At 61.5% G+C, this 24,646-nt stretch carries 23 protein-coding genes; 11 read left to right on the top strand and 12 right to left on the bottom strand.

Annotated elements, in window-relative coordinates; genetic code table 11:
- Nucleotides 1-152: 152 nt before the first annotated feature.
- Both ydiJ and AC1Q9F_RS04795 read left to right on the top strand, forming a co-directional pair.
- Nucleotides 153-3,182, top strand: coding sequence for a D-2-hydroxyglutarate dehydrogenase YdiJ (gene ydiJ / locus AC1Q9F_RS04800; protein WP_492618797.1), 3,030 nt, complete (start codon nucleotides 153-155; stop codon nucleotides 3,180-3,182).
- A gap of 115 nt (nucleotides 3,183-3,297) precedes the next feature.
- Nucleotides 3,298-4,467 (top strand): acetyltransferase domain-containing protein, encoded by a 1,170-nt coding sequence (locus AC1Q9F_RS04795; protein ID WP_492619435.1) that lies wholly within the window; start codon nucleotides 3,298-3,300, stop codon nucleotides 4,465-4,467.
- A gap of 6 nt (nucleotides 4,468-4,473) precedes the next feature.
- Here the strand turns inward: AC1Q9F_RS04795 and AC1Q9F_RS04790 are convergent, their stop codons facing one another.
- The gene (locus tag AC1Q9F_RS04790; protein ID WP_492618798.1) at nucleotides 4,474-5,379 is read right to left on the bottom strand and encodes a LysR family transcriptional regulator; all 906 of its coding nucleotides are present in this window, start codon (nucleotides 5,377-5,379) and stop codon (nucleotides 4,474-4,476) included.
- 130 nt (nucleotides 5,380-5,509) lie between these two features.
- Between AC1Q9F_RS04790 and AC1Q9F_RS04785 the strand changes: the two genes are divergently transcribed.
- Nucleotides 5,510-6,340, top strand: coding sequence for an oxidoreductase (locus AC1Q9F_RS04785; RefSeq protein WP_492618799.1), 831 nt, complete (start codon nucleotides 5,510-5,512; stop codon nucleotides 6,338-6,340).
- Between the two features lie 74 nt (nucleotides 6,341-6,414).
- On the top strand, nucleotides 6,415-7,947 hold the full coding sequence (locus AC1Q9F_RS04780) for an MFS transporter (RefSeq protein ID WP_492618800.1): 1,533 nt from the start codon (nucleotides 6,415-6,417) through the stop codon (nucleotides 7,945-7,947).
- A gap of 50 nt (nucleotides 7,948-7,997) precedes the next feature.
- Here the strand turns inward: AC1Q9F_RS04780 and AC1Q9F_RS04775 are convergent, their stop codons facing one another.
- Nucleotides 7,998-9,389 carry an aldehyde dehydrogenase family protein gene (locus tag AC1Q9F_RS04775; protein WP_492618801.1) on the bottom strand — a complete coding sequence of 464 codons (1,392 nt, stop codon included), beginning with the start codon at nucleotides 9,387-9,389 and terminating at the stop codon, nucleotides 7,998-8,000.
- Nucleotides 9,390-9,492: 103 nt separating this feature from the next.
- Between AC1Q9F_RS04775 and ptrR the strand changes: the two genes are divergently transcribed.
- The 4 genes from ptrR to AC1Q9F_RS04755 all read left to right on the top strand — a co-directional run bounded on the left by ptrR (nucleotide 9,493) and on the right by AC1Q9F_RS04755 (nucleotide 12,384).
- Entirely contained in the window at nucleotides 9,493-10,374 is an 882-nt protein-coding gene (gene ptrR / locus AC1Q9F_RS04770) for a putrescine utilization regulator PtrR (RefSeq protein WP_007950470.1), read from the top strand.
- Nucleotides 10,375-10,462: 88 nt separating this feature from the next.
- On the top strand, nucleotides 10,463-11,125 hold the full coding sequence (locus AC1Q9F_RS04765) for a M24 family metallopeptidase (RefSeq protein WP_192561370.1): 663 nt from the start codon (nucleotides 10,463-10,465) through the stop codon (nucleotides 11,123-11,125).
- Nucleotides 11,126-11,238: 113 nt separating this feature from the next.
- Nucleotides 11,239-11,667: a TOBE domain-containing protein gene (locus tag AC1Q9F_RS04760; RefSeq protein WP_007950468.1), complete on the top strand. Its 429-nt coding sequence runs from the start codon at nucleotides 11,239-11,241 to the stop codon at nucleotides 11,665-11,667.
- Between the two features lie 108 nt (nucleotides 11,668-11,775).
- Nucleotides 11,776-12,384, top strand: coding sequence for a nucleotidyltransferase domain-containing protein (locus AC1Q9F_RS04755; RefSeq protein WP_492618802.1), 609 nt, complete (start codon nucleotides 11,776-11,778; stop codon nucleotides 12,382-12,384).
- A 42-nt stretch (nucleotides 12,385-12,426) separates the two neighbouring features.
- Here AC1Q9F_RS04755 and AC1Q9F_RS04750 read toward each other — a convergent pair whose 3' ends face one another.
- Nucleotides 12,427-13,992: an aldehyde dehydrogenase (NADP(+)) gene (locus tag AC1Q9F_RS04750; RefSeq protein ID WP_492618803.1), complete on the bottom strand. Its 1,566-nt coding sequence runs from the start codon at nucleotides 13,990-13,992 to the stop codon at nucleotides 12,427-12,429.
- Nucleotides 13,989-14,627 (bottom strand): cysteine hydrolase family protein, encoded by a 639-nt coding sequence (locus tag AC1Q9F_RS04745; protein WP_492618804.1) that lies wholly within the window; start codon nucleotides 14,625-14,627, stop codon nucleotides 13,989-13,991. The genes AC1Q9F_RS04750 and AC1Q9F_RS04745 overlap by 4 nt, the downstream gene beginning before the upstream one ends.
- Nucleotides 14,628-14,726: 99 nt before the next feature.
- On the opposite strand from AC1Q9F_RS04745, the gene AC1Q9F_RS04740 reads away from it, so the two are divergent.
- On the top strand, nucleotides 14,727-15,224 hold the full coding sequence (locus tag AC1Q9F_RS04740) for a winged helix-turn-helix transcriptional regulator (protein WP_085602995.1): 498 nt from the start codon (nucleotides 14,727-14,729) through the stop codon (nucleotides 15,222-15,224).
- Nucleotides 15,225-15,230: 6 nt separating this feature from the next.
- On the opposite strand, the gene AC1Q9F_RS04735 is transcribed toward AC1Q9F_RS04740, so the two are convergent.
- From AC1Q9F_RS04735 to AC1Q9F_RS04705, 7 genes are all read right to left on the bottom strand, one after another.
- On the bottom strand, nucleotides 15,231-15,854 hold the full coding sequence (locus tag AC1Q9F_RS04735; protein WP_492618805.1) for a glutathione S-transferase family protein: 624 nt from the start codon (nucleotides 15,852-15,854) through the stop codon (nucleotides 15,231-15,233).
- A 100-nt stretch (nucleotides 15,855-15,954) separates the two neighbouring features.
- Nucleotides 15,955-17,370 carry a purine-cytosine permease family protein gene (locus tag AC1Q9F_RS04730; RefSeq protein WP_007950463.1) on the bottom strand — a complete coding sequence of 472 codons (1,416 nt, stop codon included), beginning with the start codon at nucleotides 17,368-17,370 and terminating at the stop codon, nucleotides 15,955-15,957.
- A 289-nt stretch (nucleotides 17,371-17,659) separates the two neighbouring features.
- A complete protein-coding gene (argE, locus tag AC1Q9F_RS04725) occupies nucleotides 17,660-18,808 on the bottom strand; it encodes an acetylornithine deacetylase (protein WP_492618806.1) in 1,149 nt (382 codons plus the stop codon).
- Entirely contained in the window at nucleotides 18,805-19,482 is a 678-nt protein-coding gene (locus AC1Q9F_RS04720) for a DUF1028 domain-containing protein (protein WP_492618807.1), read from the bottom strand. Before AC1Q9F_RS04720 ends, argE begins: the two co-directional genes overlap by 4 nt.
- Before the next feature lie 27 nt (nucleotides 19,483-19,509).
- Nucleotides 19,510-19,926, bottom strand: coding sequence for a RidA family protein (locus tag AC1Q9F_RS04715; RefSeq protein WP_007950460.1), 417 nt, complete (start codon nucleotides 19,924-19,926; stop codon nucleotides 19,510-19,512).
- A 58-nt stretch (nucleotides 19,927-19,984) separates the two neighbouring features.
- On the bottom strand, nucleotides 19,985-21,292 hold the full coding sequence (locus AC1Q9F_RS04710) for a flavin-containing monooxygenase (protein ID WP_492618808.1): 1,308 nt from the start codon (nucleotides 21,290-21,292) through the stop codon (nucleotides 19,985-19,987).
- A gap of 259 nt (nucleotides 21,293-21,551) precedes the next feature.
- Nucleotides 21,552-22,370, bottom strand: coding sequence for an alpha/beta fold hydrolase (locus tag AC1Q9F_RS04705; RefSeq protein WP_492618809.1), 819 nt, complete (start codon nucleotides 22,368-22,370; stop codon nucleotides 21,552-21,554).
- A 181-nt stretch (nucleotides 22,371-22,551) separates the two neighbouring features.
- On the opposite strand from AC1Q9F_RS04705, the gene AC1Q9F_RS04700 reads away from it, so the two are divergent.
- Nucleotides 22,552-23,001: a winged helix-turn-helix transcriptional regulator gene (locus tag AC1Q9F_RS04700; protein ID WP_492618810.1), complete on the top strand. Its 450-nt coding sequence runs from the start codon at nucleotides 22,552-22,554 to the stop codon at nucleotides 22,999-23,001.
- 60 nt (nucleotides 23,002-23,061) lie between these two features.
- Nucleotides 23,062-23,535, top strand: coding sequence for a hypothetical protein (locus AC1Q9F_RS04695; RefSeq protein WP_492618811.1), 474 nt, complete (start codon nucleotides 23,062-23,064; stop codon nucleotides 23,533-23,535).
- Between the two features lie 59 nt (nucleotides 23,536-23,594).
- On the opposite strand, the gene AC1Q9F_RS04690 is transcribed toward AC1Q9F_RS04695, so the two are convergent.
- Entirely contained in the window at nucleotides 23,595-24,638 is a 1,044-nt protein-coding gene (locus AC1Q9F_RS04690; RefSeq protein WP_007950451.1) for an LLM class flavin-dependent oxidoreductase, read from the bottom strand.
- Nucleotides 24,639-24,646 lie beyond the last annotated feature (8 nt).

Genomic DNA, 24,646 nt, shown 5'->3' with positions numbered 1-24,646 from the left:
AGTCATGGATTGGGGGTCGATTTTACGGTTGTCCCGGCGTCGCTCTGCAATGAACATAAGGCCTATGAGATGGCGGGAGCGTGACGCAATCATTCATTGCGCACAACTGTTCACCGCCACACGGCCCGTTTTTGACCGAGATTGCCCTTCCGATGATTGCCCAGCTGTCGCCTTCCACCGCGTTGAACACCGACTACCAGCAGTTTCTTAAAGCCCTTGAAACCGGCGGTTTTCGTGGCGAAATCAGTGCCGACTACGCCAGCCGCGTGGTGCTGGCCACCGACAACTCGATCTATCAGCGCTTGCCGCAGGCGGCGGTATTCCCGCGCGACGCCGACGACGTGGCGCTGCTGGCACGCCTGATCGCCGAGCCGGCCTACCAGAAAGTCGTGATCACGCCTCGCGGCGGCGGCACCGGCACCAATGGCCAGTCGTTGACCGACGGCATCGTTGTCGACCTTTCGCGGCACATGAACCGCATCCTCGAAATCAACGTTGAACAGCGTTGGGTGCGGGTGCAGGCCGGTGTGGTGAAGGATCAACTCAACGCAGCACTGAAATCCGCCGGGCTGTTTTTCGCCCCGGAACTGTCGACCTCCAACCGCGCCACCGTCGGCGGCATGATCAACACCGACGCCAGCGGCCAGGGCAGTTGCACTTACGGCAAGACCCGCGACCACGTGCTGGAACTGCACATGGTCCTGCGCGGTGGCGAGCGCTTGCACAGCCGTCCACTGGAAGAAAGCGAACTCGCAGCGGAATGCGCCCGCGAGGGCCGGGCCGGCGAGGTGTATCGCTGCGCGCGGCAGATCATTGATGAGCAGGGCGAGCTGATCCGGGAAATCTTCCCCGACCTCAACCGCTGCCTGACCGGCTACGACCTGGCGCACCTGCGCGAAGCCGACAACCGTTTCAACCTCAACAGCGTGCTGTGCGGCGCTGAAGGTTCGCTGGGGTTTGTGGTCGAGGCCAAGCTCAACGTGTTGCCGATCCCCAGGCACACAATGCTGGTGAACATCCGCTACGCCGGCTTCATGGATGCCTTGCGCGATGCCCGCGCGTTGATGGCGCTCAAGCCATTGTCGATCGAAACAGTGGACTCCAAAGTGCTGTTGCTGGCGATGCAGGACATCGTCTGGCACGGCGTCGCCGAGTATTTCCCGGAAAGCGCCGAGCGGCCGACGCTGGGGATCAACCTGGTGGAGTTCTGCGGCGACGATCCCGAGGAGCTGCAAGGCCGGGTCGAGGCTTTTGTCCAGCACCTGGGCATCGACGCCACGGTCGAGCGCCTGGGGCATACGCTGGCCGTCGGGCATGCGGCGGTGAATCGCGTCTACGGTATGCGCAAACGCGCGGTGGGCTTGCTCGGCAACGTCGCCGGTGAAGCGCGGCCACAGCCGTTTGTCGAAGACACCGCCGTCCCGCCACAGCACCTGGCCGAGTACATCGCCGAACTGCGCGACCTGCTCGACAGCCATAAGCTGCAATACGGCATGTTCGGCCACGTCGATGCCGGCGTGCTGCACGTGCGGCCGATTCTCGACATGAAGGATCCACAACAAGCTGCGCTGGTGCGCCCGGTTTCGGATGGCGTGGCGGCGTTGACTCAGCGTTACGGCGGCCTGCTGTGGGGCGAGCACGGCAAAGGCCTGCGTTCGGAATATGCGCCGGCCTTCTTCGGCGAACTGTACCCGGCGCTGCAAGCCTTGAAGGCGGCGTTCGATCCGTTCAACCAGTTCAACCCCGGCAAGATCGCCACGCCGAATATCCCCGGCGCTGCGTTGCTGAAGATCGACGAAGTGACCCTGCGCGGCGAACTCGACCGGCAGATCGACGAAAAAGTCTGGCAGGACTACGGCGCGGCGATGCACTGCAACGGCAACGGCGCCTGCTACAACTTCGATCCCGACGACGCCATGTGCCCGTCGTGGAAAGCCACCCGCCAGCGCGCGCAATCGCCAAAAGGCCGCGCTTCGCTGATTCGCGAATGGCTGCGTTTGCAGGGCGAGGCGGGTGTTGATGTGTTGGCCGATGCCAGCCGCCGTCCGCCGTTTTTCAGCACGTTGTTGCAGCGCTGGCGCAACAGCCGTGCGCAGGAACAGGACTTCTCCCACGAGGTGTACGACGCCATGGCCGGGTGCCTGGCGTGCAAGTCCTGCGCGGGGCAGTGCCCGGTGAAAGTGAACGTGCCGGATTTCCGTTCGCGGTTTCTCGAGCTGTACCACACCCGTTATCTGCGGCCGGCGCGGGATTATCTGATTGCCTCGCTGGAGTACACGATTCCATACATGGCGCGGATTCCGTTGCTCTACAACGGCTTGATGGGCGCCTCGTTCAGCCGTCGCTTGATCGAGCGCCTTGGTGGCATGGTCGATGTGCCGTTGCTCAGCTGTTTCGATTTCCACGCGGCGATGCGTCGCTGGCAGGTTCAGCCGGCGTCGGTCGATGTGCTGTCGACGCTGACACAGGCACAACGCGAACGCAGTGTGGTGCTGGTGCAGGATGCCTTCACCCGGTATTTCGAAGCGCCGTTGCTGGCGGATCTGATCGAGCTGATTTCGCGCCTCGGTTATCAGGTTTATCTGGCGCCGTTCAGTGCCAACGGCAAGCCGCTGCATGTGCAGGGTTTCCTGTCGGCGTTCAATCGCGCGGCGTTGCGCAATGCCGGGCAATTGCGCGCACTGGCCGAGATCGGCGTGCCGTTGGTGGGGCTCGACCCGGCGATGACCCTGGTCTATCGCCAGGAATATCTGAAAGTGCCGGGGATGGAGAAATGCCCGGAGGTGGCGCTGGTGCAGGAGTGGTTGCTCAAGGTCACGCCGGAGCAGGCCGATCAGCGCCGCGAAGACACCTTCCGCCTGCTGGCGCATTGCACCGAGAAAACCAACGCCCCGGCCGCCACCCGGCAATGGGAGCAGGTGTTCGAGCGTGTCGGCCTGAAGCTGGCGACCCAGGCCACCGGGTGCTGCGGCATGTCCGGCACTTACGGACACGAAGCGCGCAATCGCGAAACCTCGGCAGTGATCTACGAGCAATCCTGGGCGAAGCAGATCGAGGCACCGGCGGAGAAGGGCGAAGCGCTGGCCACCGGGTATTCCTGCCGCAGTCAGGTCAAGCGCCAGGCCGATCAACAGCTGCGTCATCCGTTGCAGGTCGTGCTGGAAATCCTGCGAACAGCGTGATCTCTGGTTGAGAACCGCTAGCGATTGGATCGGTTTTTCATGTTATAAGGTAACGCAAATTATGCGACCGCTTTCGGGCGGCCGCATCGATCAACCTTTCGATTGCGATACCTCCATGACGATTGCGGTTCCCCGTTCTGCCCCCTCGGCGACTGGCCGGTTGCTGTCCATTGATGCGCTGCGTGGCCTGGTCATTCTGTTCATGTTGCTGGACCACGTGCGCGAAACCTTTCTGCTGCATCGTCAGGTCAGCGACCCGATGGACATCGCCAGCACGGAACCTGCGCTGTTTTTCAGCCGCACCCTGGCGCATCTGTGCGCGCCGGTGTTCGTGCTGCTGACCGGGTTGTCGGCGTGGTTGTTTGGCGAGAAGTACGACGGCAAGGCTGACGTCAGTGCCTTCCTGTTCAAGCGCGGTTTGTTCCTGGTGGCGCTCGAATTCACCCTGGTGAATTTCGCCTGGACGTTCCAGCTGCCACCGACCGTGATCTACCTGCAAGTGATCTGGGCGATCGGCCTGAGCATGATCGCGCTGTCGCTGCTGGTCTGGCTGCCACGCTGGCTGTTGCTCACTCTGAGCCTGGCGATTATTGCCGGGCACAACCTGCTCGACGGACTGCACTTCGCAACCGATTCGGCGCTGCACGTGCCGTGGGCAATCCTGCATGACCGCGGCTGGATCGAGGCGGGCGAGACCTTGCGCCTGCGCACCTCGTACCCGTTGTTGCCGTGGATCGGTGTGATCGGTCTGGGTTACGCGCTGGGGCCGTGGTTCGCGCGCGCAGCCGATGCCGGAGTGCGTCAGCGCCGTTTGTTGATCGGTGGTGTCGCCGGGCTGCTGGGCTTTGTGGCACTACGACTGGTCAACGGTTACGGCGAGAAACCCTGGGCCTTGGGTGACAGCGGTCTGCAAACCCTGATGAGTTTTTTCAACATCACCAAATACCCGCCGTCGCTGCTGTTCATCACGTTGACGGTGAGTGTCGGGCTGCTGCTGTTGCTGGTGTTCGAGCGTGCGCAGAATCGGCGCTGGATTCGCTGGCTGACGGTGTTTGGTTCGGCACCGATGTTTTTCTACCTGCTGCACCTGTATGCGCTGAAGGTGCTGTACCTGATCGGCGTGGCGCTGTTCGGGCTTAATCAGGGCACGTATTTCGGTTTCTCGACGGTGACGGCGGTGTGGCTGGCGGCGGTGCTGCTGGCGGTCGCGTTGTTCCCGTCCGTGCGCTGGTTTTCGACGTTGAAGGCCCGGCGGCGCGACATTGCCTGGTTGAAGTATCTGTAGAACGGCTTAGCCCGTTTTGCCTTCGCGGGCATTGCGGGCGAAATCGATAAACGCCTTGAGCGGCGCCGGTACGTGGCGACGGCTCGGGTAATACAGGTGCAGGCCGGGATAGTACGGACACCAGTCCGCCAGCACCTGCACCAGCCGCCCGCTTGCCAAGTGCTCGCGAGCCATGTCCTCGAACACATACGCCAGTCCCAGGCCCTGCAACGCCGGGCCGATCATCAGGCTGACATCGCCCAGGGTCAGCGGGCCGTTGACTTCGATTTCCTGAACGATGCCGCCGCGTTCGAATTCCCAGCGATACAGCGCGCCGCTGGGAAACCGGTGACGGATGCAGGGCAGGGCGTGCAAGTCCTCCGGCTTTTGCGGTGCGGCGTGCCGTTCGAGAAACGCCGGTGAAGCGACCACTATCGAGCGCAGGGTCGGCCCTATGGGCATCGACACCATGTCAGCTTCCAGCCGGTTGCCGAAGCGTACACCTGCATCGAATCCGGCGGCGACGATATCCAGCAGCGCATCGCTTTCGACCACTTCCAGACGTATGTCCGGATAGGCCAGCAGGAACTCGCTGGCAATCGGCAGCAGCACCAGCTCACAGGCCTGGCGCCCGGAGGTAATGCGCAGATTGCCCGAGGGCTTGTCGCGAAAGTGATTAAGGTCTTCGAGTGCGTCGTCGATGTCGCGAAACGCCGGTTTCAGCCTCGCGTACAAACGTTCGCCAGCCTCGGTCAGGGCCACGCTGCGGGTGGTGCGATTGAACAGCCTCACGCCGAGCCGATTTTCCAGCGCTCGCAATGAATGGCTCAGGGCTGACGGTGTCAGGCCCAGATCAACCGCCGCACGACTGAAATTCAGGTGCTGGGCGATGCAAAGAAAGATCGACAGATCCGCCGTGGACGGGTTTTTCATTTGTGAGTGCCTTTCACAAAGTCATGCAAATTTGTTGGGATTATCACATCAGTAGCACGGCTTTAAAGTCGACTCAACTCATCAAGAAGGCCCGGCAATCTCGCCAGGGTCACCGACAGGAGGAGTTGATATGCGTACCTGGCTGATTACCGGAGCTTCCCGTGGTTTTGGCACCCTTATCGCTGAGCAGGCCCTGCGTGCCGGTGACGCGGTGATTGCTACCGCCCGCAACCCGCAAGACATCACCGACCGCCTCGGCGATCACCCGAACCTGCTGGCGGTGCGCCTCGATGTCACCCGCGAAGAAGAAGCCCACCAAGCGGTGGCAGTAGGCATCAAGCGCTTCGGCCGCATCGACGTGCTGATCAACAATGCCGGCTTCGGCGTGCTGGGCGCCGTCGAAGAAACCAGCGCCAGCGAAACCGAGCGCCTGTTCGCCACCAACGTGTTCGGTCTGCTCAACGTCACCCGCGCGGTGCTGCCGCACATGCGCGCCCAGCGCAGCGGGCGGGTCATCAATATCTCGTCGATTGGCGGTTATCAGGCGTACATGGGCTGGGGCGTCTACGGCTCGACCAAGTTCGCGGTGGAAGGCATCAGCGAAGCGTTACATCAGGAACTGGCGCCGCTGGGCATTCATGCCACGGTGGTCGAACCGGGCTTCTTCCGCACCGACTTCCTCGACGAGCAATCGCTGATCAAGACCGCACTGGTGCTGCCGGACTACGACGAAACCGTGGGCACGATGCGCACGTTTGCCGAAGCGGCCAACCATGCGCAACCGGGCGATCCTGTGAAGTTTGCCGAAGCGATGCTGGCGCTGGTCAACGCACCGAACCCGCCGCAGCGGCTGGCGCTGGGTAGCGACACGATTGCGCGGATCGAAGCGAAGAATCGTTTGGTGGCGCAGGAGTTGGCCGAGTGGAATGAGCTGGCGCTGTCCACGGATTTCAAGGACTGACTTCACCCCGTTGAAGCCATCGCAGGCTGCGCTCTGTTGATCGCAGCCTGATTTTCTTTTCATTGGATGAAATCATGACAAACGTCTCCCAACATCAAGGCGCGCGCGACAAGCTCCTGATCCTCGCGGCCATTTGCCTGTCGGCGCTGGTCCTGCCGTTAAGTTTTACCGGTGGCGCGGTGGCAACGCCGGCCATTGGCCGTGACCTGGGCGGCAGCCCGGTGGCGCTGACCTGGATCACCAATGCGTTCATGTTGTCGTTCGGCAGTTTGCTGATGGCGGCGGGGGCGTTGGCCGATGTCTACGGACGCAAGCGCCTGTTCACTGCTGGCATGCTGTTGTTCACCGCAGCGTCGATTGCCCAGAGCCTGGCACCTTCGGTGTTCTGGCTGGATGTGCTTCGGGCGATTCAGGGCGTGGCCGGGGCGGCGGCGCTGGCCAGTGGTTCGGCGGCGTTGGCGCAGGAATTCGAAGGTCATGCGCGCACCCGTGCGTACAGCATGCTTGGTACTACGTTTGGCATCGGTCTGGCGTTCGGACCACTGGTGGCCGGGGCGCTGATCGAAGCGTTCAACTGGCGCGCGATCTTTGTCTTCACGGCGCTGATCGGTGTGATCGCGATGGTCTTTGGTCTGCCACGCATGCGTGAAACCCGCGACCCCGACGCCAGCGGTCTCGACTGGCCGGGCACCGTGACATTCAGCTCGATGCTGGCGCTGTTCACGTTCGGTGTGATCCAGGCCCCCGAAAGCGGTTGGGGCAATCCGTTGGTGGTGGGTCTGTTGGGGGCTTCGGCGTTGTTGCTGGCGCTGTTCGTCTTCATCGAAATGCGCGTCAAACGTCCAATGCTCGATCTGACGCTGTTCCGCTTTCCGCGCTTCATCGGCGTGCAGATGCTGCCGATCGGCACCTGCTATTGCTACATCGTGCTGGTGGTCATGCTGCCGCTGCGGTTTATCGGCGTCGAAGGCTTGAGTGAAATCGATGCCGGTCTGCTGTTGCTGGCGCTGTCGGCGCCGATGCTGGTGGTGCCGATGCTGGCGGCGTCCATGACCCGGTTTGTCTCGGCCGGCATCCTGTCGGGCGTGGGCTTCCTGATTGCCGCCGTGGGGCTGCACTGGCTGAGCCTGTACAACGTCGGCGAGCCGAAATTCGCGCTGGTGGTGCCGATGGTGTTGATCGGGATCGGCGCGGGCCTGCCGTGGGGTTTGATGGATGGACTGTCGGTCAGCGTGGTGCCGAAAGAGCGAGCCGGCATGGCGGCCGGGATTTTCAACACGATACGGGTGGCGGGTGAGGGGATTGCGTTGGCCAGTGTCGCGGCGATTCTTGCTTCGCTGCTACACACGGATCTACAAGCAGTGGCCGGCGGTGCAGACGCAGCGCTGATTGCCGAGACCGCGCACCGGGTGACCACCGGCGACATGGCTCACGCGATCAACACGGTCCCGGGCCTGGCCAATGAACGTCTGGTGCAAGGTTACGCTTCGGCCTTCCAGTATCTGCTGCACATCCTGACGATCCTCACGCTGGCGTCGGCGGCTGTGGTGCTGGGGCTGTTGAGCAAGGATCGGACGGTGCCGGAGCCACAACAAGCGGCGGTTTGAAATGAAAAAGCCCGGAAGCGCAAAACGCTTCCGGGCTTTTTTTCATTGAATCAGCGGCGATCCAGCCACACCGTCTGCGCGTTGCAGAACTCGCGAACGCCGAAGTGCGACAGCTCGCGGCCGAAACCGCTTTTCTTCACACCACCGAAGGTCACGCGCGGATCGCTGGCGGAGTAGCCGTTGATGAACACGCCGCCGGTTTCCAGTTCGCTGGTCAGTTGCTGAGCCAGGGCGACGTTGGCGGTGTAGATCGTGGCGGTCAGGCCGAACTCGCTGTCGTTGGCCAGGGCCACGGCGTGAGCGCAATCGCGGGCGGTGATGATCGAGGCCACCGGGCCGAACAGTTCCTGCTTGAACGACGTCATGCGGTCGGTGACATCGGCCAGCACGGTCGGCTCATAGTAGTTGCCCGGGCCTTGGGCCTTGCCGCCGCCGAGCAGCAGGGTGGCGCCTTCTTCCAGGGTGTCGCGTACTTGTTGATCGAGTTCGTCACGCAGATCGAATCGGGCCATCGGGCCGATGTAGTTGTCGGCGGACAACGGGTCGCCCATCTTCAACTGGCGGGTGGCTTCGACGAATTTGCGGGTGAATTCTTCGACCACGCCTTCTTCGATGATCAGACGTTTGGCGGCGGCGCAGACCTGGCCAGAGTTTTGGTAACGACCGATCACCGCCGCTTGCACGGCTTCGTCGATATCGGCGTCGTTGAGCACGATGAACGGATCGGAACCGCCCAGTTCCAGCACACATTTCTTCAGCGCGGCACCGGCCTGTGCGCCGATGGCCATGCCGGCGCGGACGCTGCCGGTCAGGGTCACGGCAGCAATGCGCGGGTCAGCGATGGCGGTGGAAACGCCTTCCGGGGTGACGTTGATCACTTCGAACACGCCATCGGCAAAACCGGCGCGGGTGAAGGCGTCGCGTAACAGATAGGCGCTGCCCATCACGTTCGGCGCATGCTTGAGCACGTACGTGTTGCCGGCGATCAGGGCCGGGACGGCGCCGCGCAGCACTTGCCAGATCGGGAAGTTCCACGGCATGACGGCGAGGATCGGGCCGAGTGGACGATACTCGATGCGCGCCTTGCCGCCTTCGACCAGTGTCGCTTCGGCGTTGAGCATGGTCGGGCCGTGTTCGGCGTACCACTCGCAGAGCTTCGCGCATTTCTCGATTTCGCCACGGGCCTGGGCGATCGGCTTGCCCATTTCCCTGGTGATCATGGTCGCCATGGCTTCGCTGCTGTCACGCAGCGCACCGGCCAGCGCGGTCAGGGCGCGGGAGCGATCCTGCAGCGGTTTGCGTTTCCACTTGTTGAAGCCGAATGCGGCGCGGGTCAGCGCAGCGTCGAGGGCTTCGGCGGATTCGAAGGCGTAGTGACCGATCTGCTCGCCGGTGGCGGGGTTGATCGAGATGGCGTGGGTCTGGCTGGAAATCGGGCTCATGGCATCGTCCTGCGAGGTCAGTGGATGCGCTCAGAGTAGGGTGGCGTTTAATTTCTGGAAACTGAATAATAAAGAGCGTTTCTTTCACGATTGGAGAATGACTGTGGATCTGGTGCAACTGGAAATCTTCAAGGCCGTTGCCGAGCACGGCAGCATCAGCGCGGCGGCGGCGCAGATCCATCGCGTGCCGTCGAACCTGACGACGCGCATCAAGCAGTTGGAGGAGGACTTGGGCGTCGACCTGTTCATCCGCGAGAAAAGCCGTTTGCGCCTGTCGCCGGCCGGCTGGAGTTTTCTCGAATACGCGCGGCGCATTCTCGATCTGGTCCAGGAAGCCCGTGCCACGGTGGCCGGCGAGGAACCGCAAGGCGCGTTCCCGCTGGGCTCCCTGGAAAGCACGGCGGCGGTGCGCATTCCCGGTTTGCTGGCTACCTACAACCAGCAACATCCGAAGGTCGATCTGGACCTGTCGACCGGTCCGTCCGGGACGATGATCGACGGCGTGCTCTCCGGACGCCTGGCGGCTGCGTTCGTCGACGGCCCGGTCCTGCACCCGGCGCTGGAAGGCATCCCGGCGTTCGAAGAAGAAATGGTCATCATCTCGCCGCTTCATCACGGGCCGATCCAGCGCGCGGCGGACGTGAACGGCGAGAACATCTATGCGTTCCGCTCGAACTGCTCCTATCGCCATCACTTCGAAAAATGGTTCAGCACTGACGCTGCGGTACCGGGCAAGATTTTTGAAATGGAGTCCTATCACGGCATGCTCGCCTGCGTCAGTGCGGGCGCCGGCCTGGCTTTGATGCCGCGCAGCATGCTGCAGAGCATGCCCGGTTGCGCGACGGTAAGTGTCTGGCCGCTGGCGTCGGATTTCCGCTATCTGACGACGTGGCTGGTATGGCGGCGGGGTACGGTTTCGCGCAGTCTGAGCATGTTTGTGCGCTTGCTGGAAGAGCGCGGCGTGGTGCGCGCAGAAGAGAATTGACACGTTGTGTCATGGTTGTATCTTAGGCGTCCTGTTTCGCAATATAAAAAACTATACAGCGCAAGCAATTAGCCAGAAGGAATCAGCGATGACCACAGCCCTGAGCGGGAAAGAAGCGGTAGGTGAGCGTTTTGTGCTGGAGACCATGCGCCACGCCCAGCAGTTGACCTGGAAGGCCGTGGACGAGATCGCCAAGGTAATCAAGCCCGGCATGCGTGAATCCGAGGCCCATGCGCGAGGCAAAGAGATTCTCGTTGAACTGGGCATGGACCGGATCTGGCATCCGCTGCTGATCCGCTTCGGCGCTAACACGTTGAAGACCTTCAAGGAGCGTTCCGACGGCGATCCGGTTCTGGGCGAGAACGACATTTTCTTCATCGACATGGGCGTGGTCTGGGAAGGCCACGAAGGCGATGCCGGGGCGACGTTTGTCACCGGTTCCGATCCGCAAATGATCGCTTGCGCGGCGGCCTCCAAAGAACTCTTCGACAAGGTCGAAGCCTTCTGGCGTCAGGGCGTAACCGGTGTTGAGCTGTACCGTTATGCCACCGATCAGGCCGAGGCGATGGGCTGGAAGCTGAACCTGGACATCAAGGGCCACCGGGTCAGCGATTTTCCTCATGCGATTTATCGGGGCGGCAATCTGGGTGACTTCGATCAGGCTCCGAATGCCGGTGTTTGGATTCTGGAAATCCAGATCGAACACCCTGAGCTTCCGTACGGTGCTTTCTATGAGGACTTGTTGATCTAGAGTCAGGGGGTCAATGTTCATTCAGGTGCAGCGCTGTAGTTGTAAGTACATAGCGCTTGCTCCGATGATGCAGCCCGTTTCCTAACTCCAAAGTCAACAAAAGGACGTCCATCATGAAAGTCAGTGCCCGCAACGTTTTTAAAGGTCAGGTCAGCCAGGTTCAGGAAGGCTCGGTCAATGCGGAGGTCGTCCTGACCCTGCCGGGCGGCGAGAAGCTGGTGGCGGTTGTGACCCTGGCCAGCCTCAAGAGCCTGGGCATCGCGGTGGGCAAAGAAGCCGTTGCTTTGGTCAAGGCGCCTTGGGTGATGCTGATGACCGAATCCAGCGACATTCGCCTGTCGGCCCGCAACTGCCTGCAAGGCAAGGTGCTGAGCGTCACCGATGGCGCGGTCAACGCTGAAGTGGTGATCGAGCTGGCCGGCGGTTCGAAGGTCTATTCGATCGTGACCCGCGATGCGGTGAACGAACTGGGCCTGGCGGCTGGCGTCAGCGCGACGGCCGTGATCAAGGCTTCGCACATCATTCTGGGTGTGCCGGCCTGATCGAATCTGTCAGGTCAATGGCTGTAAAAAAGAAGTGCCGGGCTCAAGCGAGCCCGGCACTTTTTTGTTTCAATGTCCGGATAAAGCCAAGGACATGGAGAACGGCGAATGACGGCTCAGGAACACCTGCCGGATCAAGAGGCATGGAACCCCTGGACACCTACTGATTTATTCCAGCGACTCGAACACGTCGATCGGCCTTGGTGCATTGTCGGCGGATGGGCGTTTGACGTCTGGCAGGGACAGCAAACCCGAACGCATGAAGACCTCGAGTTCACCATCCTGCGTGAAGATTTCCCGGTGTTTCGCGAGGCGCTGGGGCCTCTGGATTTCTATGCGGTCAAGGGCGGCGTCTTTGAGCGGCTGGAGTCAAATCGCGAACCGGCTTCCGATATTTTTCAGATCTGGTGTTTTGATACCGAGGCGCAAGCCTGGCGGGTCGACATGATGATTGAACCGGGTACGCCAGACCGATGGGTTTACAAGCGCGATACGTCGATCACTGGCGAACGTAGTGAGATGGTCTGCACGAGCGATGCAGGCATTCCGTATCTCAGGCCTGCGGCCATTCTGTTGTTCAAGGCCAAACACCTCAGGACAAAGGATCTAGCCGATTTCAATCTCGCCTTGCCCAGGCTTTCGCCCGGAGAGCGGCATTGGTTAATCGAGCAATTGGCAGTTGTACACCCGGAACATGAATGGCTGGCGCAAATCTGAAACCTGCGTCCCGGTTCGGCTTAACGGCGAACCGGGACGGGGTTATTGCCCATCGACAAGTCGCGGCAAGTCCAGAGGATTAACGTCGCGCAGCGCCTCCGGCAGCAACGCATCGGGAAAGCCCTGATACGCCACCGGCCGCAGAAAACGCTCGATTGACGTCATGCCAACCGAGGTGAAGCGGCTGTCCGACGTGGCCGGGAATGGCCCGCCGTGCACGGTGGCGAAAGTCACTTCCTGCGGATGAGCAAAGGCGTTGACCACAATGCGCCCGGTGCGGCGTTCGAGGATCGGCAACAGACGCCGGGCCAGATCCAGATCGTGGTCTTCAAGGTGGATGGCTGCGCTGAGCTGACCCTTGAACGAACGGGCGACCGCCAGCAACTCTTCATCATCCCTGACCGTTACCAACAGCGCCGCCGGGCCGAACACTTCATGGGCCAGCGCCGGTTCGCTGAGCAGGCGTTGGCCGTCAACTTCCAACAGCGCCGAGCGGCCTTCAAACTTCCCATCCGTCGGCGCGCCGACCGCCACCAGATTCGCCCCCACGCTTTCCATCGCCACCAGTCCTTTGACGTATGAACCGTGAATCCCTGGCGTCAACATCGTGCGTGACGGCACTGCGCTGACCCGCTTGATCATGGCGTTGCGCAACGCTTGCAGACCTTCACCCTCGACTGCAATCAGGATCGACGGACACAGACAAGCTTGCCCGACATTCACCAGCATCCGCTCGATAAAACCATCGCCAATCTCACCGCCACGCGTGGACAGCGTTGCGGGCAGAATGAACGTCGGGTTGACGCTGGTCATTTCGGTGAACACCGGAATCGGATCAGGTCGTAATTGGGCTCGGCGATAAAGCGCCATGCCGCCCATCTCCGAACCGGTGAACGTCACCGCTTTAATCAACGGATGATCGACGAGTGCCTCACCGATGGCATTGCCGCCACCGCGCACCATGGAGAAAACCCCTTCGTGAAGGCCATGCATCTGCACCGCTTTGCGGATAGCGCGAGCCTGGATTTCCGAGGCGCCGGGATGCGCGTTATGGGCCTTGAGAATCACCGTCGCACCGGCCGCGAGCGCCGACGCGGTGTCGCCGCCGGCCACTGAATAGGAGATCGGAAAATTGCTCGCACCGAAGATCGCCACCGGGCCGATGGCGACTTTCTGCAGGCGATGATCCATGCGTGGTCGCGGCTGGCGATCAGGTTGCGCCGGGTCGATCGCCAGTTGCAGGAAGCGCCCCTTGCGCACCACCTCGGCGAACTGACGGAACTGGGTCGCGGCCCGTGCGGCTTCGCCTTCGAGCTGCGCCTGAGGCAGACCGGTTTCCAGCGAGGCACGTGCGGCCAGTTCCTCGCGCACGGCGTCGAGGTTGTCGGCGATGCTTTCCAGAAACGCCGCACGTTCGGCCAGCGAAGTGTGGCTGTAGCTGTCGAAGGCCGCATCGGCGAGGGCTGCCGCCTGATCGACCTGCGCTGCACCGCCGAAGGCAAATTCCGGTTCGATCAGCGAGTTGGTTGCCGGATTCAGTGCCTTCATCGTGCCCTCGGTGGCGGGCACGTCAACGGCGCCGATCAGCAGGTGGCCGGTCAGACTCATTTCGCGTCACCCTGGGACTGAAGGCTGGCGATCAGTTCGTCCGTGGTGGTGATGACATGGGCGAACGTCGGGCCGTTGAGTTCGTGGGCGGCGTGCATCATTTCCTCTTTGAACGCGGCGGTGGCATCGCGCACCAGCGTGACGTGATAACCGAGTTCCGATGCGTAGCGGGCGGTGGCTTCGATGCAGGTGTTGGCCAGCAGGCCGACAATGATCACGTGGGTGATGCCTTGCTGTTTCAGGCGAAAATCCAGGTCGGTGTTGGCGAAACCGCTGGAGCCCCAGTGTTCCTGAACCACGATGTCTCCGTCCTTCGGCGCGAAATCCGGGTGCCATTCACCACCCCATTCGCCACGGGCAAAGTGGTGCATGTGCATGATCTTTTGTTGGGTGGGGCTTGGATGATCCCAGTTCTCGTAGTCGCCTTTGACCCAGCGATGATGCGGTACGATGACGACCGGAGTCGGCAGGGTCCGCACGGCGCGATCGAGTTTGCGCAGGTTGTCGAGCAGGCCGTTCTGCTCGGCCATCGGCTTGATCAGCGGAAAGATCTTGCCGCCGTCGGAGAGAAAATCGTTGTACGGATCGACCAGCAGGTAGGCGGTTCTGTCGAGCGGATAGAGAGGTTTCGACATGACGATGGACTCCGGCAATGAGAGTGATCGATGCTCAGGGCTTGTTCCCGCATCGTGCTGATATGATAATCATAGTAACTGTGAAAGAGGCAAGCCCTGATGGCTGTAAACGATAGTCTTCCCGACACGCTGTGCCCGATTTCCCGGGCCGAGTCGATCGTCGGCGATCGCTGGACGGTGCTGGTTTTGCGCGAATTGTTCATGGGTAGCCATCGCTACGACGAGATCCTGGCCCAGACCGGCGGTACGCCGCAGATGGTCGCCGCCCGTCTGAAAAGCCTGGAAGCGGACGGGCTGGTCGAGCGCCGCTTGTACAACGAGCGGCCGAAACGCTATGAGTACCACCTCACCGCAAAAGGCGAGGCGTTTTACCCGGTAGTGATTGCGTTACGCGCCTGGGGCGAGACCTGGTGCAAGTCGCCGGAGGAAGGGCTGGCGGTGAACATGACCCACAAGAACTGCAACCACAGCGCCGGCCTCGGGCCGCTGTGCGATCACTGCGGTGAAGTGTTGCGCCGTGAGGATCTGATCAGCCAGCCGCAAGAGGCGTACGCCGCCGAACGGCAGGCGCGGCGTGAGGCGTTCAAAAACAAGTGACCGGCATCAAGGCGTGCCGTTTCGTCCGTGCAATCGGTAAGCGGGGCGCTGGCTCAAACGTTCGTAATAAGCGCTCACCGCCGGCAAGTGCGGATGTTCCAGCGGCGTCTCGAACCAGCGATTGACCGACAGACCGATCGGGATGTCGGCGAGGGAAAACTGCTCGCCGCTGACATAGGCGCCGGTCTTTTGCAGCTGCCGGTCGAGGATCTCCATGTGCCGTGCCCACTCCCGGCAACCGGCCGCGAAAGCAACGCTGTCCTGATGCGCAGGTGACTTGCGTACCAGCGACATGAACGCGTACGACCAGGACTTGTTCAGCTCCGAAGCCTGCCAGTCGATCCATTGATCCACCCGCGCGCGGGCGCGCGGCTCGCTCGGGTAAAGTTGTTCGCCGTCATAGCGCGACGCCAGATAGCGAATGATAGAGTTCGATTCCCACAGCGTGAAGTCATCGTCCTGAATCACTGGCACCATCGCGCAGGGATTGAGTGCGAGGAACTCCGGCGTCAACGTTGATTGAAAACCTGAGCCCCAGTCTTCGCGTTTGAAGGGCAGGTTCAGTTCAGCACAGGTCCACAGCACTTTGCGCACATTGATCGATGAGGCTTTGCCCAGAATTCGCAGCATTGGATTTCCATCTCCGGTTGTCATCGGGCGTAAAGAAATAGCACAACGCAAAACAGAAGGCCCGCACATGGCGGGCCTTTGTTGGTGCATCGAGTCAATCTCAGAGACTGCCCGCCAGCTTTCCGGAAGTCAGCCGCCGACGATAAGCACTGTCACGGGTCGCCAGCCAGAAATACAGCGGCGAAGTCACCAGCAAGCCAACCACCCACGACAGGTCCGCGCCGTTGATGTGCGCCGACACCGGCCCGACGTACAGCGGCGTGTTCATGAACGGAATCTGCACCGCGATACCGATCGCATACGCCAGCAAGGCCTGCGGGTTGTAACGGCCGTAGATGCCGCCATCGACCTGGAAGATCGAGCCGATGTCGTACTGGCCTTTGTGGATGGCGTAGAAGTCGATCAGGTTGATCGCGGTCCACGGCACCAACACCACCAGCAGCACCAGCACCATGTCGACGAAGTGGCCGATGAAGTCCGCCGAGGCGCCGACCGCAGCGAAGCAGCAGGCCAGCAGGACAATGATCGAAATCACTGCGCGACTCTTGGCGGTCGGAATCCAGCGGTAGGCGAAGGTTTGCACGAGGGTGATCAGCGACAGCACCGCGCCGTACAGATTGAGCGCGTTGTGGCTGATAACGCTGAGCAGAAACAGCACCAGCATCAACGGGCCGATGGCGCCGGTGGCGAGTTTCACCGCGTCCATGGTGTCCATGCCCACTGGCGTCGCCAGCACGGCGACAGCGCCGAACACGAACGACAGGCTCGAACCCAGTGCCGATCCCAGATAGGTCGTCCAGAAGGTCGCCGCCACCGGCACGTTCGCCGGCAGGTAGCGCGAGTAGTCCGAAACATAAGGTGCAAACGCGATCTGCCACAGTGCTGCCAGCGACACGGTGGCGAGCCAGCCCGAGATGTTGAAGCTGCCGCGAGTGAGGAAGTCATCGGTCTGGATGTGGGTGAGGATGTAGCCGAAGCCGACCACGATGCCGATCCCCAGAACCCAGGTACCGATGCGGTTGAGCACGTGGATGAAGCGGTAACCGATGATGCCGATGATCCCCGAGCCCAGCGCGCCGATGACGATGCCGACCGGCACCGGAACGCTGTCGACCACGCCATGCAGGGACTTGCCGGCCAGCACGATGTTGGAGGCGAAGAAACCGATGTACATGACCCCGGCAATCAACACCACCAGCAATGCGCCGAGGGAGCCGAACTGTGCGCGGCTCTGGATCATCTGCGGAATGCCCATCTGCGGGCCCTGCGCCGAGTGCAGCGCCATCAGCACACCGCCGACCAGATGGCCGACCAGAATGGCGACGATGCCCCACACCAGATTCAGATGAAACAGCTGCACGCCGAGGGCGCCGGTGACGATGGGCAACGGCGCGATATTGCCGCCGAACCAGAGGGTGAACAGATCCCGAACCTTTCCGTGGCGATCTTCGGGCGGCACATAGCCGATCGTGTGTTTCTCAATGAGCGGTGCGGACGTTGTTGCAGAGGTGGCCATGACGAACTCCAAGGCAAGGACGAGTACGTGGACGTACTTCAGTAAGCGCCGGCACGGACGGCGCATTTCTTGTTGGGGTTGATCATGGGCAAGGAAAGGGGAGAGATAAATTAGTAGTTTTATTGCTTCAGGCGTTAAAAAAACGAGGCTCTCCGGTCAGCTGAAAACGCTCTGTCCCGGGTGTTTCAGCGCCATGAACGACAACGCAGCTGACCTCCGTCGGAGCAGCTGTCTGTCGGTGTTCTTGCGGCTCGGCTGCAGACCTGAATCCAGCAGCCAGGCCGTTTTTTCAGAGGCGAATAGACGCCAACATTCGATGCAGCATTTCATCGCAGGCCGTGAGCTGATCGACGCTGACGAACTCGTCCGGCTTGTGGCCCTGATCCATGCTGCCGGGACCGCACACCACCGTGGGAATCCCCACCGCATCGAACAATCCGCCTTCAGTCCCAAACGCCACGGTGCCGAAATCGTCCGAACCGCAGAACGTGGCGATCAATTCCGCAGCCTGGCTTCGGGCATCCGTCGCCAGCCCTGGATAGGCCGACAATTCGCGGAAACGGATATCGCTCTGCTCGCTGACGGCCCGCATGCGCGGCAGCATTTGCTGCTCGGCGTAGGCCTTGAGTTGCTGCGCGACAAGCGCCGGATCCTGTGAGGGCAGGGCGCGGATTTCGAAGTCGAAACGGCAATCGGCGGGAACGATGTTCAACGCCTTGCCGCCGTTGATCACACCGGTTTGCACCGTGGAGTACGGCGGGTCGAAACGCGGATCGACGTGTTCATCCTTGAGTTGCCGACCGATGCGTCCCAGTTCGCCGATCAGTTCGGCGGCGCATTCGATGGCGTTCACCCCGAGCGGCGCGTAGGCCGAGTGACAGGCATGACCCTGGACATCGCAGCGCATCGCCAGTTTGCCCTTGTGCCCGAGCACCGGTTTGAGTTCGGTCGGCTCGCCGATGATGCACAGCAGCGGTTTGACCGGACGTTGCTCCAGGACCTTGAGCAGCGAGCGCACGCCGAGGCAGCCGACCTCTTCGTCATAGGACAAAGCAATGTGCACCGGCAGGCGCAGCGGTGCTTCGATCAACGATGGCACCAACGCCAGCACGCAGGCGATGTAGCCCTTCATGTCCGCCGTGCCGCGACCGTAAAGCTTGCCGTCGCGCTCGCTCAGTTCGAACGGTGGCAACGTCCACGGCTGGCCATCGACCGGTACCACATCGGTGTGCCCCGAAAGCACGATGCCCGGCCGATCGGCCGGGCCGATCGTGGCGAACAGATTGGCCTTGCTGCGCTCATCGTTGTAGATCAGCTCGCACGGCACATCGAAACCTTCGAGGTAGCTGCGCACGAAGTCGATCAATTGCAGGTTGGACTCGCGGCTGGTGGTGTCGAACCCCACCAGCGTCTTGAGCAACGCGACGCTGTCGCTCATCGGTCGTCTCCGGCAACCCCGTAGCCCGGCGCCTTGGCCGGATCGAGGGCGCGGTCGATGTAGTCCTGAAGCTGCGGGCGATAGGCGTCCCAGAGTTTTTGCAATTGACCGATCGGGTCTTTATCGGCCCAGTCCACCCGCAGGTTGACGATGGGCCAGGTCAGCTCGCCGACCACCACCACGGCTGCCGAATGCACCGGACCTGCTTCACCGCCCAAGGCTTGGGCGGCGTGCAGGGCGTTGATCAGGCGATCGGCCAATTGGCCTTCGCCTTCTTCGAACGCGCTGACCATGGCTTCGATCACTGAGCGCCCGGCAAGCATGTTGCCCGCCGCCACGCATTGCTCGCCCGACACGGCGTTGTGCACACCCAGGGTTTGCGCGCCGCTGAAATGCGCAGTCTGACCGAGGTGATTGATGGCCGTGATCTGCCGGTACTGACTGTAGCCGTTGCGGGTCAGCACCTTGTCCAGCGCCGCCTCGGGCGCCAGGCCTTGCTCCATCAAGGCGAGCACTTCCGGGCCGAGCGACGGCAGGGTGATGTTCTGGCTCGACACCGCGCCGACACCGGGCAACAGCCACGGGCAGCGGGCGCCGACGGCGATGCTGGAGGAACTGATGGCGATGCCGAACTGACCGGTTTCAGGGCAGCGGGCGGCGATGGAAAATGTCATGTGTGGCCTCCTTTCGCTAAGGTCGAATTACTCGGGAATCACCGCAACCACATCAATCTCCATCAGCCACTGCGGCTGACCCAGAGCCGACACCACCAGCCCGGTGGAGATCGGGAACACGCCCTTCAACCATTTACCGACTTCCTGATACACCGGCTCGCGGTAGCGCGGGTCGATCAGGTAAGTGGTGGTCTTGACGATATGGCTCAGGTCGCTGCCGGCCTCTTCTAGCAGTTGCTTGACGTTGCGCATCGCCTGTTCGGTCTGCGCGCGCGGGTCGCCGAGGCCGACCAGTTCGCCATCGAAATTGGTCCCGACCTGACCACGGACATACACGGTATTACCGGCGCGCACGGCCTGGCACAGGTCGTTGTCCAGGGTCTGGTTCGGGTAGGTGTCTTTGGTGTTGAACATGCGAATGCGGGTGTGGGTTGGCTGACTCATGTGCGGCTCCTGACGAAATCGGGCCCGGCGCGACGGGCGCCGGGATTGAAGAGGGAAATCAAGCGTCGACGGTGTCGACAGCGTTGTTGTGCAGCGCGGCTTCGCGTTGTTCGGCATCGCGATAAGCCAGGTATTTGCGCTGGGTGGCGATGTGATCGGCCACGTGCTTGGCGTCGTGCCACACCCCCCAGATGAACGACGACCCGCGTCGCGACTGCCACGGCAAACCGAGGAAATACACGCCCGATTCGCTGGACACACCGCGCTGGTGCTGCGGCTTGCCGTTGTCGTCGAAAGCCGCGACTTTCAGCCAGGAATAATCCACGGCAAACCCGGTGGCCCAGATGATCGAGCTGATGCCGGCGGCGGCCAGATCGAGATCGGCCAGCGGGTTTTTCACGCATTCAGGATCCGGATAAGTCTCGCGGGCTTCCGGTTCCAGTGGCAGATCCAGACCGTTGCGTTCGATGTAGGCGTCGGCGGCATCCAGCAGCGCGAGGTAGTTCTCGTCGCCACGCTTGAGGTTGTCGCGCAGGTCCTGTTTGAAGGTCACCACGCCGTCGCTGAACGATTCGGTGACGCCGACCAAAGTCATGCCGCGATGGGCCAGACCACGAAAATCGATGGTGCGACCACCGTGAGCGCCGCTGACCGCGATGGTCACGTGCTCGCGGCCGGGTTTCATCGCGGCTTGATCCCACTCGCCGAGCACGCCGAGCCACCAGCAGAAATCACGGTTGCGGTAAGCGCGAGGAGGGCGATCGTGAGCGCCGACCGAGAGGTAAACCTGCTTGCCCGAGCGCTGCAATTCATCGGCGATCTGCACGCCCGACGAACCGGCACCGACCACCAGCACGGCACCGGCCGGCAACTGTTGCGGGTTGCGATAGTCGGCCGAGTGAATCTGCAGCAGACGCTCATCTTTCGGTGCAATGGCCGGGATCACCGGACGCTGGAAGGGGCCGGTGGCGGCGACGACGCGGGCGGCTTCGATCACGCCCTCGGAGGTCTCGACGGTGAAGCCCGGACGCCCGACATTGCGCACCACGCTTTTCACATCGACGCCGGTGCGGATCGGCGCGTTGAATTTCTTCGCATACGCCTCGAAGTAATCGGCGACGCGCTCCTTGTGGGCGAAACCGTCCGGATCGACATCATCGAATTCCATCCCCGGAAAGCGGTCGTGCCACGCTGGACCGTTGGCCACCAGCGAGTCCCAGCGCCCGGTGCGCCAGCGTTCGGCAATGCGGCTGCGCTCCAGCACCAGGTGCGGCACACCGAGTTTGCTCAGGTGTTCACTCATGGCCACACCCGCTTGACCGGCGCCGACAACAAGCGTGTCTGTTTTTATTATTTCAGTGGTCATCTCTGATCCCTTCTCACGAGGCCGTTGGATTCAGGTCGCTGTCGACCTGTTCTCTGTGCTTGGGATCAGACTAGGGAGGGGGTGGTTATCGGTAAAATATTATTAAGCTGGCATGTGAAGATAAAAACGTGATGCAGAGGCCTGAAAGCCCCGTAAATACGGGGCTTCACCTTGGCACCGGAATCCGGGACAACAAAAAAAAGGACCGCCGACAGGGGAGTCGACGGCCCTTTTCAAGGCGTGTTCAGATCACAAGGACTCAGCGATCAAGAAACGCCAGCAGGTCTTCATTCAATTGCTGCGCATGGGTGACCGCAAAGCCGTGCGGCGCACCTGCGTAGACTTTCAGCTCGGCACCCTTGATCTGCGCGGCCGCTTGTTTGCCGGTGGTTTCGAACGGGACGATCTGATCGCCATCGCCGTGAATCACCAGCGTCGGCACATCGATTTTCGCCATGTCCGGGCGGAAATCGGTTTCCGAGAATGCAGTGACGCAATCCACGGTGCCTTTGAGCGAGGCCAGCAGCGCGATGTTCAGGGTTTGGGTCAGCACGCCGTCGGAGACTTTCTGGCCCTGATTGGTGCCGTAGAACGGAGCGTTGAAGTCAGCGATGAACTGCGCACGATCCTTCAGCAGGCCGGCCTTGATCCCGTCGAACACCGACTTGTCGACGCCTTCGGCAAAGTCCGGTTTCTTGCCGAACAGCGGCGTCACCGCGCCCAGCAACACCAGCCCGGCAACGCGCTCGCTACCGTGGCGCGCGATGTAGCGGCTGACATCGCCACCGCCCATAGAGAAGCCGACCAAGGTCACGTCACGCAGATCCAGGTGCTCGATCAGCTGCGCGATGTCATCGGCGAAGGTGTCGTAGTCGTAGCCGGTCCACGGCTGCTCGGAGCGCCCGAAACCGCGACGGTCAAAGGCGATGGTGCGATAGCCGCGGTTGCTCAGGTACTCCATCTGGTATTCCCACATGTCGCCATCCAGCGGCCAGCCGTGGCTGAACAGCACGGGCTTGCCGCTGCCCCAGTCCTTGAAATAGATCTCGGTGCCGTCTTGGGTCGTGAACGTGCTCATGAAAACTCCTTGGGTGTGGGCCTGCGTGGATGCCGTGATGGCAGCGTTCACTATCGCGACAAAGCGGATTGGCCACTTGTACGCAAGTGCTAAGTTCGCTGCGCATGGCGTTATCGGTTTGGCGGCATGAGTTGTAAGATGCAACCGCATCGAACCTGCCGTTTTGCCGGAGACACCCGAAATGAAGCGCAAAAGCCTTGCGGGCAATGCCTGCCCGATTGCCCGGACACTCGACCTGATCGGTGACTGGTGGTCGTTGCTGATCATCCGTGATGCGCTGGAAGGCATTTGTCGGTTCAGCGATTTCGAGAAGAGCCTGGAGATCGCCAAGAACATGTTGAGCACCCGGCTCAAGGGGCTGGTAGAGCGCGACATCCTGCGCTTGGTGCCGGCGTCCGATGGCAGCGCTTACAAGGAGTACGTGCTGACTGAAAAGGGCCGGGCGTTGCAAACCGTGATTGTTGCGCTGTCGCAGTGGGGCGGGGAATTCATGTTCGAGCCTGGCGAGTCTGGCTCGGTGATGGTGGATGCGCAAAAGCGAAAGCCGATCAGGAAGCTTGAGTTGCTGTCGGCCGATGGTCGCCATTTGGCGCCGGAAGATATCGCGACGCAAACAGGCGTCAGACGTTGAGGCTCTGCGACGTGAAGGACGATGCACAACGTTGTTTTTTTTGGAAAAAGGATTTTGGCAGTGAGTGAAGTGAAATATCCGCGTCTGAAAGTGTTCCTGGCTTTTCTTCTTTGTCCCCTGGTTCCCGGGTTTATCGCAAGCATCCTCAAGACCCTTGCAACGATCTTCCATCTGGCCATGAACCCACGGCTGATGGGTGAGGTCGTGGGAGGGGAGTTGATGTTGATGCCGTTCCTCGGCCCTGTGCTCGCCGAGGTTGTATTTCTTGTACCGTTTTTGTTGTTCGCAATGGTGATTGCACTGATGAAGGTCAAACGGACGAGCCGAGCCTGTTCAGTGATTGCGCTGTCGGGTGCCGCGTTGGCCACTTTATGGGTGACACCGTTTGTCCTCGCCGTTGTTTCGGACGTTAAGGGAGCGACCTTTTCCGATGAGATGCTCGGAATGGTCGTGCTGTTCGTCACGGCAATGGCGACATGCTGGCTGACAGCGCGATTCTTTCTGCCTGATCCAACAGAGCCATCGTTGCCTTGAAACCTCAAATGAAAACGCCCCGAACAGCTCGGGGCGTTTTCGTATGCCGGGTCGCAGTTTTATCTGAACGCCGGCACCACATGCTTGATAAACAGCTCCAGCGACTTCTTCTTTTCCGCATGCGGCAAGCTGTTGTCGCACCAGAAACTGAACTCATCCACTCCCAGTTCCTGGTAGTACTTGATCCGCGGAATGATCTCTTCCGGCGTACCGATCATGGCGGTCTTGTGCAGGCTCTCCAGCTCAAATTCCGGCCGTCCGGCAAACTTCTCTTCCGGGCTCGGGGCCAGGAAGCCGTTCACCGGCACTTCCTTGTTGCCGAACCACGCATCGAACGTGCGATAGAAACGTGAGATGGCTTTCGCGCCCACCTTCCAGCCTTCCGGGTCATCCGCCGAATGCACGTGGGTATGACGCAGCACCATCAATTGCGGACGCGGCACATCCGGGTTGTTGTCCAGCGCAGTCTGGAACTTGTTCTTCAGATCAAGGACTTCTTCGTCGCCCTTCATCAACGGCGTGACCATCACGTTGCAGCCGTTGGCCACGGCGAAGTTGTGCGAGTCCGGGTCGCGGGCGGCGATCCACATCGGAGGGTTCGGTTTCTGGATCGGTTTCGGCACGCTGGTGGAGGTGGGGAATTTCCAGATCTCGCCGTTGTGGGCGTAGTCGCCTTGCCACAGGGCGCGCACCACCGGGACCATTTCCCGCAGCGCCTGGCCACCGCTGGAGGCGGGCATGCCGCCGGCCATGCGATCGAATTCCACCTGATAGGCGCCGCGGGCCAGGCCGACTTCCATCCGGCCGTTGCTGATCACGTCGAGCAGCGCGCATTCACCGGCGACCCGCAGCGGATGCCAGAACGGCGCGATGATGGTGCCGGCGCCCAGGTGAATGGTGGTGGTCTTGGCCGCGAGGTAGGCCAGTAGCGGCATCGGGCTCGGCGAGATGGTGTATTCCATCGCGTGGTGTTCGCCGATCCACACGGTGCTGAAACCGCCGGCCTCGGCCATCAACGTCAGTTCGGTCAGGTCTTCGAACAGTTGACGGTGGCTGACGCTTTCGTCCCAGCGCTCCATGTGTACGAACAGGGAAAATTTCATGACGCTAC

The organism is Pseudomonas sp. GW823-FHT04A03 (assembly GCF_058796615.1).
This window is presented reverse-complemented; position numbering and strand designations above follow the sequence as displayed.

Coding starts and splice junctions, on each gene's coding strand:
- ydiJ (WP_492618797.1), top strand. CDS start 153: ATGATTGCCCAGCTGTCGCCTTCCACCGCGTTGAACACCGACTACCAG.
- AC1Q9F_RS04795 (WP_492619435.1), top strand. CDS start 3,298: ATGACGATTGCGGTTCCCCGTTCTGCCCCCTCGGCGACTGGCCGGTTG.
- AC1Q9F_RS04790 (WP_492618798.1), bottom strand. CDS start 5,379: ATGAAAAACCCGTCCACGGCGGATCTGTCGATCTTTCTTTGCATCGCC.
- AC1Q9F_RS04785 (WP_492618799.1), top strand. CDS start 5,510: ATGCGTACCTGGCTGATTACCGGAGCTTCCCGTGGTTTTGGCACCCTT.
- AC1Q9F_RS04780 (WP_492618800.1), top strand. CDS start 6,415: ATGACAAACGTCTCCCAACATCAAGGCGCGCGCGACAAGCTCCTGATC.
- AC1Q9F_RS04775 (WP_492618801.1), bottom strand. CDS start 9,389: ATGAGCCCGATTTCCAGCCAGACCCACGCCATCTCGATCAACCCCGCC.
- AC1Q9F_RS04765 (WP_192561370.1), top strand. CDS start 10,463: ATGACCACAGCCCTGAGCGGGAAAGAAGCGGTAGGTGAGCGTTTTGTG.
- AC1Q9F_RS04760 (WP_007950468.1), top strand. CDS start 11,239: ATGAAAGTCAGTGCCCGCAACGTTTTTAAAGGTCAGGTCAGCCAGGTT.
- AC1Q9F_RS04755 (WP_492618802.1), top strand. CDS start 11,776: ATGACGGCTCAGGAACACCTGCCGGATCAAGAGGCATGGAACCCCTGG.
- AC1Q9F_RS04750 (WP_492618803.1), bottom strand. CDS start 13,992: ATGAGTCTGACCGGCCACCTGCTGATCGGCGCCGTTGACGTGCCCGCC.
- AC1Q9F_RS04745 (WP_492618804.1), bottom strand. CDS start 14,627: ATGTCGAAACCTCTCTATCCGCTCGACAGAACCGCCTACCTGCTGGTC.
- AC1Q9F_RS04740 (WP_085602995.1), top strand. CDS start 14,727: ATGGCTGTAAACGATAGTCTTCCCGACACGCTGTGCCCGATTTCCCGG.
- AC1Q9F_RS04735 (WP_492618805.1), bottom strand. CDS start 15,854: ATGCTGCGAATTCTGGGCAAAGCCTCATCGATCAATGTGCGCAAAGTG.
- AC1Q9F_RS04730 (WP_007950463.1), bottom strand. CDS start 17,370: ATGGCCACCTCTGCAACAACGTCCGCACCGCTCATTGAGAAACACACG.
- argE (WP_492618806.1), bottom strand. CDS start 18,808: ATGAGCGACAGCGTCGCGTTGCTCAAGACGCTGGTGGGGTTCGACACC.
- AC1Q9F_RS04720 (WP_492618807.1), bottom strand. CDS start 19,482: ATGACATTTTCCATCGCCGCCCGCTGCCCTGAAACCGGTCAGTTCGGC.
- AC1Q9F_RS04715 (WP_007950460.1), bottom strand. CDS start 19,926: ATGAGTCAGCCAACCCACACCCGCATTCGCATGTTCAACACCAAAGAC.
- AC1Q9F_RS04710 (WP_492618808.1), bottom strand. CDS start 21,292: ATGACCACTGAAATAATAAAAACAGACACGCTTGTTGTCGGCGCCGGT.
- AC1Q9F_RS04705 (WP_492618809.1), bottom strand. CDS start 22,370: ATGAGCACGTTCACGACCCAAGACGGCACCGAGATCTATTTCAAGGAC.
- AC1Q9F_RS04700 (WP_492618810.1), top strand. CDS start 22,552: ATGAAGCGCAAAAGCCTTGCGGGCAATGCCTGCCCGATTGCCCGGACA.
- AC1Q9F_RS04690 (WP_007950451.1), bottom strand. CDS start 24,638: ATGAAATTTTCCCTGTTCGTACACATGGAGCGCTGGGACGAAAGCGTC.